This window comes from Streptomyces olivochromogenes, from assembly GCF_001514115.1.
GTDB lineage: Bacteria > Actinomycetota > Actinomycetes > Streptomycetales > Streptomycetaceae > Streptomyces > Streptomyces olivochromogenes.
Genome location: NZ_KQ948457.1, coordinates 388,158 through 405,987 on the forward strand (window position 1 = coordinate 388,158; position 17,830 = coordinate 405,987).

The following is a 17,830-nucleotide window of genomic DNA, read 5'->3' on the forward strand; positions in this document are numbered from 1 at the left end:
CGCGCCCACGCGGCGGAGCCGCATACCGATACAGCCCCGCGTCCCTCAGGTATCTCCCCTGACCGTCTCTCCGTAGAACGAGGTATGTCATGCATGCGTCCCGACTGAGCCGCCGGGCCGTTCTCGCCGGGACTGCGGCAGCCGCCGCGCTCACCGGCGTGGCGCTCCCCCAGGGCCGCGCGCACGCCGCCGAGGTCACGGCCGCCACCCCCTCCTACCGCTGGCGCAACGCCGTCATCGGCGGTACCGGATTCATCACCGGTGTGCTGTTCCATCCGGCCGTACGAGGGCTCGCCTACGCCCGTACCGACATCGGCGGCGCCTACCGCTGGGACGAGCGCGCCGCCCGCTGGAGCCCGCTCACCGACCACCTCGGCTGGGACGACTGGAACCTGCTCGGTGTCGAGTCGCTCGCCGTCGACCCCGCGCACCCGGACCGGCTCTACCTCGCCCTCGGCACCTACGCCCAGTCGTGGGCCGGCAACGGCGCGGTCCTCCGCTCCGAGGACCGCGGCGCCACCTGGACCCGCACCGATCTCACCGTGAAGCTGGGCGGCAACGAAGACGGACGCGGGGCGGGGGAACGGCTGCTCGTCGACCCGCGTGACAGTGGCACTCTCTGGCTCGGCACCCGGCACGACGGGCTGCTCAAGTCGTCCGACCGGGGCGCCACCTGGGCAGTCGTGAGCGGCTTCCCGGCCACCGCGAGCGCCTCCGGGCAGGGTGTCACCTTCCTCGTCGCCGTCGGCCGTGCCGTCTACGCCGGGTGGGGTGACGGCGACGGGACCGCGACCGCCGTCAACCTCTACCGCACCACGGACGGCACCACCTGGGAGCCCGTCCCCGGGCAGCCCACCGGCACCTCCGCCAAGGTCCCGATCCGTGCCGCCCACGACCGCCACACCCGCGAGTTGTACGTGACGTACGCCGACGCCCCCGGGCCCAACGGCCAGTCGGCCGGCAGCGTGCACAAGCTCGCCACCGCCACCGACCGATGGACTGACGTCACCCCCGTGCAGCCCGGCGGCAGCGACACCTTCGGCTACGGCGGGGTCGCCGTCGACGCCCGCCGCGCGGGCACCGTCGTCGTCTCCTCCAACAACCGGTGGGCCGAAGGCGACACCGTGTTCCGGTCCACCGACGGTGGCCGTACCTGGGCGTCCCTCAAGGACGTGGCGGTCTTCGACGTGTCCGAGACTCCTTTCCTCGACTGGGGTGAAGACCAGCCGAAGTTCGGCTGGTGGATCCAGGCGCTCGCCCTCGACCCGTACGACTCGAAGCACCTCGTGTACGGGACCGGCGCGACCCTCTACGGCACCCGCGACCTCACCCACTGGGCACCGCGGATTCGCGGCCTGGAGGAGACGTCCGTGATCCAGCTGATCTCGCCCCCGGTCGGGGAGGCGCACCTGATCAGCGCCTCGCGGGACATCGGCGTGATGTACCACGAGCGGCTCACGGCGTCTCCGTCGCGCGGCATGGCGACGAACCCCGTGTTCGGGTCGGCGACGGGACTCGCGCAGGCCGCGGCCGAGCCGTCGTACGTCGTCCGGTCGGGCTGGGGCGATCACGGCAACGGCGCGTGCTCCCACGACGGCGGGCGGACCTGGGCGCCCTTCACGGCCCAGCCCGACATCGCCAAGAACGCACCGGGGCCGATCGCCACCAGCGCCGACGGCGGTACGCTGCTGTGGTCCTTCGTGCACTGGGACGGCACGAAGTACGCGGCTCACCGCTCGGCGGACAACGGCGCGACCTGGTCCGAGGTCTCCTCCTTCCCGAAGGGCGCCACGCCGGTCGCCGACCCGGCCGACCCGACGCTCTTCTACGCGTACGACACCGACACAGGAACGCTATACGCCAGCACTGACAGTGGCCTTTCGTTCACTGCGCGTGCGGGTGGGCTGCCCTCCGGTGACAGTCAGTTCCAGCTGGTCGCGGCGCCCGGGAGATCCGGTGACCTGTGGTTGAGCGTCAAGTGGAATGGGCTCTACCGGTCCGTCGACGGCGGTGTGAGCTTCTCGAAGGTCGCTAGCTGCTGGGCCTCGTACACCCTCGGCTTCGGCAAGGCGGCCGAGGCGTCCGACGGGGTCGAGGGGTCCGGCGGGGCCGGCTACCCCGCGATCTATCAGGTCGGTTCGACCGGGACCGTCACCGCCGTCCACCGCTCCGACGACGAGGCGAAGACCTGGGTGCGGATCAACGACGATCGGCATCAGTGGGGTTGGACCGGGCAGTCCATTGCCGGTGACCCGCGTGTGTACGGCCGCGTGTACCTCGCCACCAACGGGCGCGGCATCCAGTACGGGGAGCAGGTCTGATGCCTCAGCTCAGTGACGCCACTCGCGGCCGCATCCTCTTCGGCGGCGACTACAACCCCGAGCAGTGGCCGGAGGAGCTCTGGCAGGAGGACGTACGGCTCATGAAGGAGGCCGACGTCAACTCCGTCACCGTCGGCGTCTTCTCCTGGGCCAAGCTCGAACCGACACCCGGCGCACGGGAGTTCGGCTGGCTCGACCGGCTCATGGACCTGCTGCACGAGAACGGCATCGGAGTCGTCCTCGCCACCCCCACCTCCTCGCCCCCGCCCTGGATGGGCCGGCTCCACCCGGAGACCCTGCCCCGCGACGCGGACGGCCGCGTCGAGTGGTGGGGCGGCCGCCAGCACTTCGCCCACTCCAGCGCCGTCTACCGGCGCCACGCCGCCGCCCTCACCGAGGACCTCGCCGCCCGCTACGGCGGCCATCCCGCCCTCACGATGTGGCACATCAACAACGAGTACTGCACCTACGACTGGGGCGACGAGGCGGCCGCCGCCTTCCGGCGCTGGCTCCAGGGCAGGTACGGCACGCTCGACGCCCTCAACACCGCCTGGGGCACCGCCTTCTGGAGCCAGGGCTACGACGACTGGGAAGGCATTCTCCCGCCGCGCCACGCCCACTACATGAACAACCCCACCCAGGTCCTCGACTTCAAGCGCTTCACCTCCGACGCCCTCATGGAGTGCTACCTCGCCGAACGCGACATCGTCGCCCGGCACACCCCGCACATCCCCGTGACCACCAACTTCATGCCGCTCTGGCAGGGCCAGGACGGCTGGGCGTGGGCCGAGCGGGAAGACGTGGTCTCCGTCGACATCTATCCGGACCCGCGCGACCCGCTCGGCGCCCAGTACGGCGCGCTCATCCATGACCTGACCCGCTCACAGGCCCGCGGCGGGCCCTGGATGGTCATGGAGCAGGCGGCGGGGCCCGTGAACTGGCGTGGCGTGAACCACCCGAAGCCCCACGGGCTCAACCGGCTCTGGTCCCTCCAGGCCGTCGCGCGCGGCGCGGACGCCGTCTGCTACTTCCAGTGGCGGCAGTCCCGGCAGGGCGCCGAGAAGTTCCACTCCGGGATGGTCAGCCACGCGGGGGAGCGGGGCCGCACCTTCCAGGAGGTCAAGCGGATCGGGGCCGAACTCGCCCTGCTGAGTGACAAGGTGACGGACACGCAGGTGGTCGGTGCCGACGTCGCCGTACTGCTGGACTGGAACGCCTGGTGGGCGAGTCAGCAGGACGGGCGGCTGTCCTGCGAGGTCGACCACCAGAGCGTCGTACGCGCCTGGCACCGCGCCCTGTGGGAGGCCGACATCACCGCCTCCTTCGCCCACCCCGAGCACGACCTGTCCGCGTACAAGCTGGTCGTCGTCCCGCAGCTGTACCTGCTGACGGACCGGGCGATCGACAACCTCGTCGGGTACGTACGCGGCGGAGGCACCCTCGTCTCCGGCTTCCTGACCGGCGTCGCCGACCAGGACGACCGGGTGCGGCCCGGCGGCATGGACGAGCGGCTGCGCGCACTCTTCGGCATCCGCACCCTGCACGAGTGGTGGCCGCTGGACGCCGACGAGAAGGTCGAGGCCGAGGGCTTTCGCGGCACGCTGTGGTCCGAGGAGATCGAGGCCGCGGACGACACCTACGCGGTCGTCCCGTACAAGGGTGGTGAGCTGGACGGTCTTCCGGCCGTACTGCGCAAGGGCCGCGCCTGGTACCTGTCCACCCTCCCCGAGCCCGAGGCGCTGTGGCCGCTGCTCGCCGGGATCGCCGAGGACGCGGGCGTACGGCCGCCACTCGACCATCTCCCGGCGGACGTGGAGGCGGTACGCCGGGGCGAACTGCTGTTCCTGCTCCACCACGGACGGGACACGGTGACCGTGCCGGTGCCGGGACGCCACCGCGACCTGCTGACCGGCGAGGACGTCGTCGATGCCGTGGAGCTGGGGCGGTACGGGGTCGTCGTACTGGAGGCGGCGCCATGAACGAGCCCGCGGGCGGCTCCGCGGCGGAGCCCGCCAACGGCCCCACGGACGCTCTGGTCCGCGGCTCCACCCACGCTCCCGTCCACGGCACCTGGGAGCCCGCCCCCGCCGCCCGCTGGGAGGACGCCTTCCTGAGCGGGAACGGCCGGCACGGCGTCATGGTGTTCGGCGATCCGAACGACGACCGGGTCATCGTCAACCACCACTCCCTGGTCCGCCCGAACGGCAGTGAACACGCCCGGCCGCCCGAGCTGGCCGAACGGCTGAAGAGCGTCCAGGACCGGTTGCTGGCCGGTGACGTCGACGCCGGGGAGGACTTCACCGACGGGCGACCGCTGCTGTGGGTGCAGCCCTTCCACCCGGCCTTCCAGGTGCGGCTGCGCGGGGCGCAACGGGAGCCGCGCACCTACCGGCGAGAGGTCGACTTCACCACTGGTGTCGTCCGCGCCGAGTGCGGGGGCCGGCGCAGCGAGGTCTTCGTGTCGCGCGCGGACGACGTCATCGTCCAGTACGTGACGGAGGCCGACCTCACCGTCGACGTGACGCTCGACCACCGACTGCCGGGCGTGCCCGCCGACTTGGCGGTGGGGCACGGTTGCGTGCGCACGCCCGAAGGCGCTCTCCTCACCCTGCGGGCCCGCTATCCGGGCAGCGAGCGGGCGTACACCGGGGTGACGCTCGCCGTGGTCACCGGGGGCCGGACGCTCACCGCGCCGCCCGGGATACGGGTCGAGGGCGCGCGTTCGGTGCTGCTGCTCACGCGGGTACGGCGGCACGAGGGGGAGTGGGACACGCTCGCCGAGGCCCGTGAGCTGCGCGCCCTGCTGCCCGAGGGCGACGCGGACGCGTACGGCCGTCTTCTCGCCCGGCACACCGCCCTGCACCGCCCCGCCTACCTGCGGGCGGGCCTTGAGCTGGGCGCCGAACCGGCCGAACGGGCGCTACCGGGATCGGAGTTGGTCCGCCGTCCGAAGAGCCCCGCCCTGCTCGAACGGCTCTTCGCGGCCGGTCGTTACCACCTGCTGTCCGCCGCCGGAATGCTGCCGCCACGGCTGACCGGGCTGTGGACCGGCGACTGGGACACCGCCTGGTCGGGGGCCTTCACCACCGACGCCAACGTCAATCTCCAGACGGCGTCGGCCGCCGCGGCGGCGCTCCCGGAGGTGTCCGAGGCCCATGCCGCCCTGATCCACGGCCAGTTGCCGCACTGGCGCGACAACGCCCGGGCGATCTTCGGCACCCGGGGCGTCGTCGCCCCCGCGCACACCGACGGCGAGTCAGGGCACATCTACCACCTCAGCCGCGAGTACCCGCTGCACGTGTGGACCGCGGGCGCCGACTGGCTGCTGAAACCCCTCGTGGACCACGACGAGACGCGCGGCGCACGTGACCCGCGCCTGGCCGCCGCGCTCGCCGAAGTGGCGCGGTTCTACGAGGACTTCCTCACCCGGACCGACGAGAACGGCCACGTCGTGATCGTGCCGTCGTACTCGCCGGAGAACCGGCCCGCCACCGCGCGCTGGATCACCCTCAACGCCGCCATGGACCTCTCCGCGGCGCGCCACGCCCTCCGCACGGCCGCCGACCACCACCCAGGACCCGACGCCGAGCGCTGGCGCGCGCTCGCCGACCGGCTGCCGCCGCACCGCGTCAACGCCGACGGGGCACTCGCCGAGTGGGCCCGGCCCGGCCTCGACGACACCTACGACCACCGGCACCTCAGCCACCTCTACGGCGTCTGGCCGCTCGACGAGATCAACCCGTACGACACCCCCGAGCTCGCCGCGGCGGCCCACCGCGCCCTCGCGCTGCGCGGCTCCGAGAACGACTCCGCGCACGGCCACCTCCACCACGCCCTGGTGGCGGCCCGGCTACGGGACGCGGAGCGGGTGGCGGGGGCCCTCGACAACGTCCTGGCCGGTGACTTCTTCCATGTCTCCCTGATGAGCGGCCACTACCCGAACCGGCACGTCTACAACGCGGACGCCGCCCACACGCTCCCCGCCGTGCTCATCGAGATGCTCGTCCACTCCACGCCCGGCCGGCTGGTCCTCTTCCCCGCGCTCCCCACGGCGTACCCGAGCGGCCGGCTCCACGGCATCCGCACCCGCTTCGGCGCCGAGGTCGACCTGACCTGGAGCCCGGAGGAGCGCACGGCCGTCATCCGCCCCACCCGCAGCACGCGGATCGATCTCAGGACTTCCGCCGGCGCGCGACCGCTCTCCCTGAGCGCCGGAGAAGACTGCGTCCTCACCCTGGGACCGCAGTAGCACCCGCAGTTCCCCCCACCCATGGAAGGGACACCATGGCAACACGGACACTCGGCAGGGCAGCCAAGGCCCTGCTGGCCCCCGCGCTCGCGCTCGGCGCCACCGTCGGCCTCGCCTCCGCCCCCGCCCAGGCGGCCGTCTGGAACTCCTGCGAGCAGTACGGGAACACCAGCCTCAACGGGTACACGCTCTACAACAACATCTGGGGCTCCGGCGCGGGCAGCCAATGCATCTGGGCCAACTCCGGTACCAACTGGGGGGTTTGGGCCAACCACCCCAACACCGGCGGCATCAAGTCGTACCCGAACGCCAAGAAGGTGATCAACAAGTCGATCACCTCGCTCGGCTCGCTCACCAGCGACTACAACGTCACGGTCCCGTCGTCCGGCGCGTACAACACGTCGTACGACATCTGGGACACCGGCTACAAGTACGAGATCATGCTCTGGGTGAACAAGACCGGAGCCGTCGGTCCGCTCGGCACCTCGCAGGGCACCCTCACCCTCGGCGGTCACACCTGGACCGTCTACAAGGGCAACAACGGATCCAACGACGTCTTCTCCTTCGTGCGCACCTCGAACTCCAGCTCCGGCACCGTCGACGTCCTGCCGATCCTCAAGTGGATCAAGGACACCAAGGGCTGGTTCGGCAATGTGACCATCGGCGACCTCCAGTTCGGCTTCGAGATCACGTCCTCGTCCGGCGGCCTGGACTTCGTGACCAACAGCCTCTCGGTCAGCAGTAGTTGACCGATGCCCCAGGGGTGCCGATGCCCCAGGGGTGTCAGTGGCTCGGTTCCCGCGTCGCGCGGGGGCCGGGCCGTCGCGATACGAGCCGCGCGGCACCGGCGCACCCGGCACCGGCCAGCGCGAACCCCAGCACGCTGGGGTTCAGGTAGCCGGGAACGGCGTCGGTGACATGGCCCTCACCGTCCTCCGACTCACAGACGAACCGGATGGGCAGGTAGCGCACCGTGTAGTCGGCGCTGCCGGGGTCCTGCGCCCGCTCCTCCCAGCCCGGTGTACGACAGGGCCGCAGCAGTTCCGAGTCGGCGCCGTTCTCCCTCACGTCCATGACCGCGCCGACCAGATGGACCAGGCCCCACACGTACAGGACGGCCGTGGCGGCGCCCATGAGGGCGGCGACGGCGCGCAGCCACACCATGCGGTCGGCCCGCCGCAGGCCGATCCGGCCGAGGGTGCCGAAGCCGTACCCGATGAAGGCGAAGGCCGCGACCAGTCCCCCGGGGACCAGTAGCAGGAGTAGGTACACCATCCGGTGACTCCAGCAGCTCAAGGTCGCCTCGGCTGTGATGGAGCCCACAGTTCCGGCAACAGTGTCGTCACAGGCGGTGGGGGAGGCCGGCCCGGCCTCCCCCAGCCGCGCGTGGCTACTCCGCCACCGGCAGCCGTGCCCCGTCCCGCAGGAACAGCGGGATGCGGTCCAGCGGGGCGTCGACGGTGACGGCGGTGCCGCCCTCGTACGTCTCACCGGTCCACGCGTCGGTCCACCGGGCGCCCGCCGGAAGGTACGCCGTACGCACCGTCGCGCCCGCCGTGAGCACCGGCGCGACCAGGAGGTCGGAGCCGAAGAGGTAGGAGTCGTCGACCGACCAGGCCGCGTGGTCCTCGGGGAACTCCAGGAACAGCGGGCGCATCACCGGCAGCCCCTCCTCGTGGGCCTCCCGCATGACGTCCAGCACATAGGGCTTCAGCCGCTCGCGCAGCCGCAGGTACTTCTCCAGGATCGCGCCGGCCTCCTCGCCGTACGACCAGACCTCGTTCGGACCGCCGGTCATGTCCGGGCCCAGCGGCATACCGGGGTCGCGGAAGCCGTGCAGGCGCATCAGCGGGGAGAGCGCGCCGAACTGGAACCAGCGGACCATCACCTCGCGGTACGCCGGGTCGTCGGGGTCGCCGCCGTGGAAGCCGCCGATGTCGGTGTTCCACCAGGGGATGCCGGAGAGCGCGGTGTTGAGGCCCGCGGCGATCTGGCGGCGCAGGGTCGCGAAGTCGGTGCCGATGTCGCCGGACCACAGGGCGGCGCCGTAGCGCTGACTGCCCGCCCACGCCGAGCGGTTGAGGGTGACGACCTCGGTCTCGCCCGCCGCGAGCATGCCCTCGTAGAAGGTGCGGGCGTTCTCGCGGGGGTAGAGGTTGCCGACCTCCAGACCCGGACCCGCGTGGTAGCGCAGGTTCTCCTGGAAGCCCGGCTTCAGCTCCGGCTCGCAGGCGTCCAGCCAGAAGGCGGAAATGCCGTACGGGTCGAGGTAGTTGTCCTTCACTCGCGACCACAGGAAGTCCCGGGCCTCGGGGTTCGTCGCGTCGTAGAACGCCACCTGGACGGTGGAGGCGACCTCCTTGTCGGGCCAGTCCGCGTGGGCCATCGGGCCGTACTCGGTGCCGATGAAGTAGCCGCGCTGCTCCATGACCGGGTGGTTCTCGGACAGCGGGGAGACCGACGGCCACACGGACACGACCAGCTTGACGCCGAGTTCGGCGAGCTCGCGCTGCATCGCCGCCGGGTCCGGCCACTCGGCCGGGTCGAACTTCCAGTCGCCCAGGTGGGTCCAGTGGAAGAAGTCGCAGACGATGGCGGACAGGGACAGGCCCCGGCGCTTGTACTCCCTTGCCACGTCGAGGAGTTCGTCCTGCGTGCGGTAGCGCAGTTTGCACTGCCAGAAGCCGGCCGCCCACTCGGGCAGCATCGGCGTACGGCCGGTGGCGGCGCTGTAACGGCGCTGGGCGTCCGCCGGGGTGCCCGCGGTGATCCAGTAGTCGAGCTGGCTGGCGGAGTCGGCGACCCAGCGGGTGCCGTTGCCCGCGAGCTCGACCCGGCCGATCGCGGGGGAGTTCCACAGGAAGGTGTAGCCGCGGCTGGAGGTGAGCACCGGGACGGTGACCTCGGCGTTGCGCTGGATCAGGTCCAGGACCGCGCCCTTCTGGTCGAACAGCCCGTGCTGGTGCTGGCCGAGGCCGTACAGCTTCTCGCCCTCGTACGCGGCGAAGCGCTGCTCCAGGCGGTGGTGGCCGTTGCCGATCGGGGTGTAGAGGCGCGGGCCGGGCCACCAGAAGTGGGCGCGCTCCTCGGCGAGGAGTTCCGTGCCGTCGGCCGTGCGGAGGAAGCGGACCTGACCCTCGGCGTCGACCTCGACGGTCAGCGCGCCGACCGTCAACCGGCCCTCGCCGTCCTGGATCTTGACGGTGCTCTCGGTCACCTGCGGCTCGTCGAGGAGCGCGCCGGGGAGGCCTTCGAGGACCGGGCCGCCCAGGCGCGCGCGGACCCGGACCGCGTCCGGGCCCCAGGGCTCGATACGGACGGTCTCCTGACGGCCGCTCCACTCCAGCGCGCCGTCCCGCTCACGGAACGTGCCGACGGTCGGGGAGGACTGCGCGAGGCTGACTGCGCCTGACTGGGTCTGGTTTTCGGCAGGCTGATTCACGGGGGCGCTCCTGAAGGAATGCAGACATAAGGAATGCAGGCATGCAGACATGGGGGTGCCCGGCGAGGAGGGCACGACGCTGGGGCTGGGGCAGTGCGGTGTGATGCGGTGCGCTGTGATGCGGTGGGGTGCGGTGAAGGGTGGGGCGGGGAGTGGTGTGGCCGGGCCCCGGGTCAGGCGGCGGTCGGCGCCGGGCCCGTGCTCGCCCGTACCGTCAACTCGGGTGCGATGAGCACGACTTCGTCCTTGCCGTGCCCTTCCAGCTTGGCGATCAGATGCTCCACGGCGAGCCGGCCCATCTCCTGCGCCGGGATGGCGACCGAGGTCAGCCGCACCGAGGCCTGTGTCGCGACCTGGTCCGGGCAGATCGCGATCACCGACACGTCCTCGGGGACGGCCCGGCCCTGCTGGCGCAGCAGCGCGAGCAGCGGCTCGACCGCGGACTCGTTCTGTACGACGAAGCCCGTGGTGCCGGGGCGCTCGTCGAGGATGCGGGCGAGGGTCAGGGCCATCGCGTCGTACCCGCCCTCGCAGGGGCGGTGCAGCACGCGCAGGCCCAACTCCCTCGAACGGGACCGGAGTCCGTCGAGGGTGCGCTCGGCGAAGCCGGTGTGCCGCTCGTAGACCGCGGGGGCCTCGCCGATGACAGCGATGTCACGGTGGCCCAGCAGCGCGAGGTGCTCGGCGCACAGCGCGCCTGTCGCGCCGAAGTCGAGATCGACGCAGGTCAGGCCGGAGGTGTCGGCGGGCAGGCCGATCAGTACGGAGGGCTGGTCCGTCTGGCGCAGCAGCGGGAGCCGTCCGTCGTCGAGCTCCACGTCCATCAGGATCATCGCGTCGGCGAGCCCGCTGCCGGTGACGCGGCGCACGGCGTCGGGACCCTCCTCGCCGGTGAGCAGGAGCACGTCATAGCCATGCGTGCGGGCGTGGGTCGCCACCGCGATGGCGATCTCCATCATCACGGGTACGTACATGTCGGTACGGAGCGGAACCATCAGCGCGATGATGTTGGACCGGCTGCTCGCCAGGGCCCGGGCGCCCGCGTTCGGGTGGTATCCGAGCTCCTGGATGCTCCGCTCGACCCGCTGCCGGGTGCCCGCGGAGATGGACCGCTTGCCGCTGAGGACATAGCTCACCGTGCTCGCCGAGACTCCGGCGTGCTGGGCGACCTCGGCGAGGGTGACCATCCAGCTCTCCAAGCATTGTGTGAAGCGCTTCGACAGTGCGCATTGCGGATAAGGGCGTGTGAGGGTGGCTCGACAGTAGCTCGACGGGTGGTGGGTGTCCATAGGTTGTCGAAGCGCTTCGACGCGATTCTTGCGGTGCGGGTCGGAAGCCGTTGTCGTGCCGCGCGGCGGCGCGTTCGCCGTGCCGTGCTCGGGCGTGTTTCCAGTGTCGTGCGCCGGTCCGTTTCCCGCGCCGGACTTCGCCACGCGGCGGCAACCTTTTGCGGACCGGTGGTCACTGAGAAGGCGTACGCAGACCGCTTTCCGGAAGGACCCCCCCGATGCAACACCGCCGACCGCGCCTGTCCAAGAAGGCGAAGACGATGCTCGCGGGAACGGTGGCGCTCGCGGCCGCCGCGGGCGTCACCGTCGCCCAGGCGGGTGAGGCCAGCAAGAAGTGCGGCGCCTTCGACACCGTCACGATGGGCAAGTACTACGTCAACAACAACCTCTGGGGGCAGGACGACGGCACAGGCACCCAGTGCGTCTGGGACACCTCGCGCTCCGGCGACACCATCGGCTGGGGCACGAACTACACCTGGAGCAGCAAGGCCGGCAAGGAGAACAGCGTCAAGTCGTACGCCAGTACCGTGCTCGGCTGGCACTGGGGCTGGAAGACCGACAAGGCGGCCACCGAACTGCCCGTCCGGGTCGGCGACCGCAAGCCGGTCAAAACCAGCTGGGAGTTCTCGGTCGGTTCCAACCCCGGCACGATGAACGTCGCGTACGACCTGTGGCTGCACGCCAGGGGCGACGCGGACTGGCAGGACCAGCCCACCGACGAAATCATGGTCTGGCTCAACCGGCAGGGCGGTGCGGGCCCCCTCGGCACCAAGTACGGCAGTGTGAGCCTCGACGGCGCCATGTGGGACATCTACCAGGGCGACATCGGCTGGAAGGTGTACTCCTTCGTCCGCCGCGCCAACACCACCAAGGCCTCCCTCGACCTCGACGACTTCACCCAGGCCCTGGTCCGCCGCAAGCTGCTCGGCAACGACAAGTACCTCTCCGGCATCGAGTCGGGCAGCGAGGTCTTCCGCGGTTCGGGACGGCTGGACACCAAGGCGTACTCCGTCGACATCGGCTGAGATCGACCGGTATCAGCCGGCATCGGTTCAAACCTCAGGGGTACGCGTTCACGCGAACGCGCGCCAGGACTGGTGGGGTCACCTGTATTCGGGTAAATACGATCGAGTAGCACCGATCAGTAACGAAGGTCCCCAAGATCCCTATGCGCGGCGAGGTGAGCCTCATGTCCGCAACACCCCACCAGCCCACCGTCACTGAACGTGAGGCACGACAGGTCGCGGAGGCGGCCCGCGAACAGGACTGGCGCAAGCCCAGCTTCGCCAAGGAACTGTTCCTCGGCCGCTTCCGCCTCGACCTCATCCACCCGCACCCCATGCCCGCCGAGGACGACGTACAGCGCGGCGAGGAGTTCCTCGCCAAGCTGCGCGACTTCTGCGAGACGAAGATCGACTCGGCCCGCATCGAGCGCGACGCACAGATCCCCGACGAGGTCATCGACGGCCTCAAGGACATCGGCGCCCTCGGCATGAAGATCGACACCAAGTACGGAGGCCTCGGCCTCACCCAGGTGTACTACAACAAGGCGCTCGCCCTCGTCGGCTCCGCGAACCCGGCGATCGGCGCCCTGCTGTCCGCGCACCAGTCGATCGGCGTACCGCAGCCCCTGAAGCTCTTCGGCACCCAGGAGCAGAAGGACGTCTTCCTGCCGCGCTGCGCCCGCACCGACATCTCGGCCTTCCTCCTCACCGAGCCGGACGTGGGATCCGACCCGGCGCGGCTGGCCACGAGCGCCGTCCCGGACGGCGACGACTACGTCCTCGACGGGGTGAAGCTCTGGACGACCAACGGCGTCGTCGCCGATCTGCTGGTCGTCATGGCGCGCGTCCCGAAGTCCGAGGGTCACAAGGGCGGCATCACGGCGTTCGTGGTGGAGGCCGGCTCGGAGGGCATCACCGTCGAGAACCGCAACTCCTTCATGGGGCTGCGCGGCCTGGAGAACGGCGTCACCCGTTTCCACCAGGTCCGGGTCCCCGCGGCGAACCGGATCGGCCCGGAGGGTGCGGGCCTGAAGATCGCCCTCACCACCCTCAACACCGGCCGCCTCTCGCTGCCCGCCATGTGCGTCGGCGCGGGCAAGTGGTGTCTGAAGATCGCCCGCGAGTGGTCGGCGGCCCGTGAGCAGTGGGGCAAGCCGGTCGCCCTCCACGAGGCCGTCGGCGCGAAGATCTCCTTCATCGCGGCCACCACCTTCGCCCTCGAAGCCGTCGTCGACCTGTCGTCGCAGATGGCCGACGAGAACCGCAACGACATCCGCATCGAGGCCGCCCTCGCCAAGCTGTACGGCTCCGAGATGGGCTGTCTGATGGCCGACGAACTCGTCCAGATCCGCGGTGGCCGCGGCTTCGAGACCGCCGAGTCGCTGGCGGCGCGCGGCGAGCGCGCGGTGCCCGCCGAGCAGATCCTGCGCGACCTGCGCATCAACCGGATCTTCGAGGGTTCCACGGAGATCATGCACCTGCTGATCGCCCGCGAGGCCGTCGACGCCCACCTGTCGGTCGCCGGTGACCTCATCGACCCCGACAAGTCCCTCTCGGACAAGGCGAAGGCGGGCGCGAACGCGGGTGTCTTCTACGCCAAGTGGCTGCCCAAACTGGTCGCGGGCCCAGGTCAACTCCCCCGCTCGTACGGCGAGTTCAACCGGCACGTGGATCTCTCCCCGCATCTGCGCTACGTCGAGCGCAACGCCCGCAAGCTCGCCCGCTCCACCTTCTACGCCATGTCCCGCTGGCAGGGCCGGATGGAGACCAAGCAGGGCTTCCTGGGCCGGATCGTCGACATCGGCGCCGAGCTCTTCGCGATGAGCGCGGCCTGTGTGCGCGCCGAACACCTGCGCCTCACCGGGCAGCACGGCCGCGAGGCCTACCAGCTCGCCGACGCCTTCTGCCGCCAGTCCCGCATCCGCGTCGACGAACTCTTCGGCCGCCTGTGGAGCAACACCGACGACCTCGACCGCAAGGTCGTCAAGGGCGTACTGGCGGGCACGTACGAATGGCTGGAGCAGGGCGTGATCGACCCGTCCGGGGAAGGCCCCTGGATCGCCGACGCGACGCCCGGCCCGAGCCGGAAGGAAAACGTCCACCGCCCCATTCGCTGACCTTTTCCCCAGGAATTCACTGCCGTCCCGGTTCGCCATTCCGCCGCTTGCCGCACCGAATATGTGCGTCAACAATGAGGAGAATGGCGAACGGGGACGGCAGATGCGCCAAGGAATCGGGGAAGAACACGGTCACGGCCTTTCCGCGCAGCTGACGCGCGCCCGCGCCGAGGCCCGGCTCCAGCTCGACGAACCGGATCTCGTACGGGCCCTGCGGACCGTCCGCAAGGAAGTGCGGCCGCTGGCGCAGAAGCTGCGCGACATCGCGCCCGAGACCTTCGAGGCGCACCGCGACGCCCTCGCGGTTCTCCTCAACGACTGCGCGCTCGCCCTGGTCGACACGGAGCCGCGCCCTCCGGTGCCCTCCTTCGACACCGTACGGATCCGGCGCATCGACCTCCGTGACGTCGACGGTCTGCTGGACGCCGGACGGCCGGGCGAACGGCCCGTCATCCAGCAACTCTTCAAGAGCGCGCTGGACGTGGTCGACGATCCCGTCCTGCGCGAAGTGATCAAAGCGAATCAGCAGGGCGTCCACATTCTGCAACGAGCCAATCACTGGATTCGGCTGCTCGCGGACGCCGTTTAGTTCTGGGGGAATTCCTATGCCGGGCAAAGGTCTGGACGTCATCACCGGCAGGATCATGCGAGCCGGTGAGGGCCGGGTGCTGCGCAGGCTCCAGCGCGTCGTCGATCAGGTCAACTCCCTGGACGAGGAGTTCAGGGCCCTGTCCGACGAGGAACTCCAGTCCCTCACTCCGGAGTTCCAACAGCGCCACGCCGACGGTGAGAGCCTGGACGACCTGCTGCCGGAGGCCTTCGCCACGATGCGCGAGGCGGCCCGGCGCACCCTGGGCATGCGTCACTTCGACGTCCAGGTGATGGGCGGCGCGGCGCTGCACCTCGGCAACATCGCGGAGATGCAGACGGGGGAGGGCAAGACCCTCGTCGCCACCCTCCCCGTCTATCTGAACGCCCTGGCAGGCAAGGGAGTCCACCTCGTCACGGTCAACGACTACCTCGCCGAGCGCGACGCCGAGTGGATGGGCCGCGCCTACCGCTTCCTGGGCCTGACCGTCGGTGTCATCAAGTCCGAGTCGACGCCCGCCGTACGCCGCGCCCAGTACGCCTGCGACATCACCTACGGCACCAACACCGAGTTCGGCTTCGACTACCTGCGCGACAACATGGCCTGGTCGAGGGACGAACTCGTGCAGCGCGGCCACCATTTCGCGATCGTCGACGAGGCCGACTCCATCCTCATCGACGAGGCCCGCACCCCGCTGATCATCTCCGGCCCCGCCGACCAGCCCACCCAGTGGTACGAGGCGTTCGCGGGGCTCGTACGACGGATGAAGGGCGTCCGCGTCCAGGAGGAGCTCTTCACCCGGCCGGCCGAGAAGGAGGAACTGGCGGCGCTGCGGGCCACGCACGACTACGAGTACGACCCCAAGAAGCGCACCGTCGCGATCCTGGACCGGGGCGTCGAGTACCTCCAGGACCAGCTCGGCATCGAGAGCCTGTACGAGTCCGACCACACCTCCCTCATCGGGCACCTCAACAACGCCCTGAAGGCCAAGGAGCACTTCAAGAGGGACAAGGACTACGTGGTCGTGGACGGCGAGGTGCTGATCGTCGACGAGCACACCGGCCGCATCCTCGCGGGCCGCCGCTACAACGAGGGGCTGCACCAGGCGATCGAGGCGAAGGAAGGGGTGACGATCAAGGACGAGAACCAGACCCTCGCCACGATCACCCTGCAGAACTTCTTCCGCCTCTACGAGAAGCTCGCCGGCATGACCGGCACGGCGATGACGGAGGCGGCCGAGTTCCACCAGATCTACCAGCTCCAGGTCGTGCCGATCCCGACCAACCGGCCCCCCAGGCGCACCGACGACCCCGACCAGATCTACCGCACCGTGGACGCCAAGTACGCCGCGATCGTGGAGGACATCGCCGAGCGGCACGCCCAGGGGCAGCCGATCCTCGTCGGCACCACATCGGTGGAGAAGTCCGAACTGCTCTCCGCGCTGCTCAGGAAACGCGGTATCCGGCACGAGGTGCTCAACGCCAAGAACCACCAGCGCGAGGCCCAGATCGTGGCCCAGGCGGGCCGCAAGGGCGCCGTCACCGTCGCCACCAACATGGCGGGCCGCGGCACCGACATCATGCTCGGCGGCAATCCCGAGTCCCTCATAGCGGCCGAGCTGGAGAAGAGCGAACTCACCGAGGAGGAGCACCCCGACGCCTGCCGCGAGGTGCGCGAGCGCGTCACCGCCGCGGTCGGGGCGGCGTACGAGGAGGTCAAGGAGCTCGGCGGGCTCTATGTGCTGGGCACCGAGCGCCACGAGTCCCGCCGTATCGACAACCAGCTGCGCGGGCGCTCGGGGCGCCAGGGCGACAACGGCGCCTCCCGCTTCTACCTCTCCCTGGAGGACGACCTGATGCGCCTGTTCCGCGCCCAGGTCGTGGACCGCGTGATGGCCATGGCGAACGTCCCCGACGACATCCCCATCGAGAACAAGATGGTCACCCGCGCCATCGCCTCCGCCCAGGCCCAGGTCGAGCAGCAGCACTTCGAGTCCCGCAAGGACGTCCTGAAGTTCGACGAGGTGCTCAACCGGCAGCGCACCCTCATCTACGCCGAGCGCCGCCGCGTCCTGGCGGGGGAGGACCTGGGCGAACAGCTCCTGCACTTCATGGACGACACCGTGCGGGCGTACATCGAACAGGAGACCAGCGAGGGCTTCCCCGAGGAATGGGACCTGGAGCGGCTCTGGGGCGCCTTCAAACAGCTCTATCCGGTACGGGTCACGATCGAGGGCCTGGAGGAGGCGGGCGGCGACCGCGCGAACCTCACCTGCGACGACCTGGTCGATGCCGTGACCGGGGACATCCACGACCGCTACGAGGACCGTGAGGCCGAACTCGGCACCGAGGCCCTGCGCGACCTCGAACGCCTGGTCGTCCTCAACGTCCTCGACCGCAAATGGCGCGAGCACCTCTACGAGATGGACTACCTCCGCGACGGCATCGGTCTGCGCTGGACGCTCGGCCGGGAACCCATCGTCGAGTACGAGCGCGAGGGCTTCGACATGTACGGCGCGATGACCGACGCCATCAAGGAGGAGTCCGTCGGCTACGTCTTCAACCTGGACGCCTCCGGCGGTGCGCCAGGGACCCTCGAACGCCGCGACCGGGTCGAGGACCTGCACTTCACGGCCCCCACCATGGACACCGCGGAGCGTGTGGCCGAGGGCGACTTCGCCGCGGCGGACGCCGACGCGCCCGCGACTGCGTCCGAGGCAGCTCCCGCGCAGGCCGCCGCGCCCTCACGCGGCGGCGCGCACCCCGGCAGGTCCAAGGCGCGGCGCCGCCGCAAGCGGTGAGGACGCGGGGGCCCGCAGC

Annotated in this window: 11 protein-coding genes; 8 read left to right on the top strand and 3 right to left on the bottom strand. The window is 70.4% G+C overall.

Translation table 11 applies throughout. From position 1 onward, the window contains the following. Positions 1-89: 89 nt before the first annotated feature. The 4 genes from AQJ27_RS21690 to AQJ27_RS21705 are packed head-to-tail and all read left to right on the top strand — an operon-like array spanning position 90 to position 7,319. Positions 90-2,321, top strand: a complete 2,232-nt coding sequence (locus tag AQJ27_RS21690; RefSeq protein ID WP_067371218.1) for a sialidase family protein — start codon at positions 90-92, stop codon at positions 2,319-2,321. Next, positions 2,321-4,300: a beta-galactosidase gene (locus AQJ27_RS21695; RefSeq protein ID WP_067371220.1), complete on the top strand. Its 1,980-nt coding sequence runs from the start codon at positions 2,321-2,323 to the stop codon at positions 4,298-4,300. Before AQJ27_RS21690 ends, AQJ27_RS21695 begins: the two co-directional genes overlap by 1 nt. Continuing rightward, the gene (locus AQJ27_RS21700; protein ID WP_079065139.1) at positions 4,297-6,570 is read left to right on the top strand and encodes a glycosyl hydrolase family 95 catalytic domain-containing protein; all 2,274 of its coding nucleotides are present in this window, start codon (positions 4,297-4,299) and stop codon (positions 6,568-6,570) included. The genes AQJ27_RS21695 and AQJ27_RS21700 overlap by 4 nt, the downstream gene beginning before the upstream one ends. Positions 6,571-6,605: 35 nt before the next feature. Next, entirely contained in the window at positions 6,606-7,319 is a 714-nt protein-coding gene (locus AQJ27_RS21705) for a glycoside hydrolase family 12 protein (RefSeq protein ID WP_067371222.1), read from the top strand. Positions 7,320-7,353: 34 nt separating this feature from the next. Here the strand turns inward: AQJ27_RS21705 and AQJ27_RS21710 are convergent, their stop codons facing one another. The 3 genes from AQJ27_RS21710 to AQJ27_RS21720 form a co-directional block, all read right to left on the bottom strand. After that, positions 7,354-7,845 carry a hypothetical protein gene (locus tag AQJ27_RS21710; RefSeq protein WP_067371224.1) on the bottom strand — a complete coding sequence of 164 codons (492 nt, stop codon included), beginning with the start codon at positions 7,843-7,845 and terminating at the stop codon, positions 7,354-7,356. A gap of 115 nt (positions 7,846-7,960) precedes the next feature. Beyond that, entirely contained in the window at positions 7,961-10,012 is a 2,052-nt protein-coding gene (locus AQJ27_RS21715; RefSeq protein ID WP_067371226.1) for a glycoside hydrolase family 31 protein, read from the bottom strand. 173 nt (positions 10,013-10,185) lie between these two features. Then, positions 10,186-11,199: a LacI family DNA-binding transcriptional regulator gene (locus AQJ27_RS21720; protein WP_067371228.1), complete on the bottom strand. Its 1,014-nt coding sequence runs from the start codon at positions 11,197-11,199 to the stop codon at positions 10,186-10,188. A gap of 320 nt (positions 11,200-11,519) precedes the next feature. Between AQJ27_RS21720 and AQJ27_RS21725 the strand changes: the two genes are divergently transcribed. The 4 genes from AQJ27_RS21725 (at position 11,520) to secA (ending at position 17,811) form a co-directional block, all read left to right on the top strand. Continuing rightward, the gene (locus AQJ27_RS21725) at positions 11,520-12,326 is read left to right on the top strand and encodes a GH12 family glycosyl hydrolase domain-containing protein (RefSeq protein WP_067371231.1); all 807 of its coding nucleotides are present in this window, start codon (positions 11,520-11,522) and stop codon (positions 12,324-12,326) included. 164 nt (positions 12,327-12,490) lie between these two features. After that, on the top strand, positions 12,491-14,422 hold the full coding sequence (locus AQJ27_RS21730; protein ID WP_067371396.1) for an acyl-CoA dehydrogenase family protein: 1,932 nt from the start codon (positions 12,491-12,493) through the stop codon (positions 14,420-14,422). 103 nt (positions 14,423-14,525) lie between these two features. Further along, a complete protein-coding gene (locus tag AQJ27_RS21735; protein WP_067371233.1) occupies positions 14,526-15,011 on the top strand; it encodes a hypothetical protein in 486 nt (161 codons plus the stop codon). A 16-nt stretch (positions 15,012-15,027) separates the two neighbouring features. Then, positions 15,028-17,811, top strand: a complete 2,784-nt coding sequence (gene secA / locus AQJ27_RS21740; RefSeq protein ID WP_067371235.1) for a preprotein translocase subunit SecA — start codon at positions 15,028-15,030, stop codon at positions 17,809-17,811. Positions 17,812-17,830 lie beyond the last annotated feature (19 nt).

Coding starts and splice junctions, on each gene's coding strand:
- AQJ27_RS21690 (WP_067371218.1), top strand. CDS start 90: ATGCATGCGTCCCGACTGAGCCGCCGGGCCGTTCTCGCCGGGACTGCG.
- AQJ27_RS21695 (WP_067371220.1), top strand. CDS start 2,321: ATGCCTCAGCTCAGTGACGCCACTCGCGGCCGCATCCTCTTCGGCGGC.
- AQJ27_RS21700 (WP_079065139.1), top strand. CDS start 4,297: ATGAACGAGCCCGCGGGCGGCTCCGCGGCGGAGCCCGCCAACGGCCCC.
- AQJ27_RS21705 (WP_067371222.1), top strand. CDS start 6,606: ATGGCAACACGGACACTCGGCAGGGCAGCCAAGGCCCTGCTGGCCCCC.
- AQJ27_RS21710 (WP_067371224.1), bottom strand. CDS start 7,845: ATGGTGTACCTACTCCTGCTACTGGTCCCCGGGGGACTGGTCGCGGCC.
- AQJ27_RS21720 (WP_067371228.1), bottom strand. CDS start 11,199: ATGGTCACCCTCGCCGAGGTCGCCCAGCACGCCGGAGTCTCGGCGAGC.
- AQJ27_RS21725 (WP_067371231.1), top strand. CDS start 11,520: ATGCAACACCGCCGACCGCGCCTGTCCAAGAAGGCGAAGACGATGCTC.
- AQJ27_RS21730 (WP_067371396.1), top strand. CDS start 12,491: ATGTCCGCAACACCCCACCAGCCCACCGTCACTGAACGTGAGGCACGA.
- AQJ27_RS21735 (WP_067371233.1), top strand. CDS start 14,526: ATGCGCCAAGGAATCGGGGAAGAACACGGTCACGGCCTTTCCGCGCAG.
- secA (WP_067371235.1), top strand. CDS start 15,028: ATGCCGGGCAAAGGTCTGGACGTCATCACCGGCAGGATCATGCGAGCC.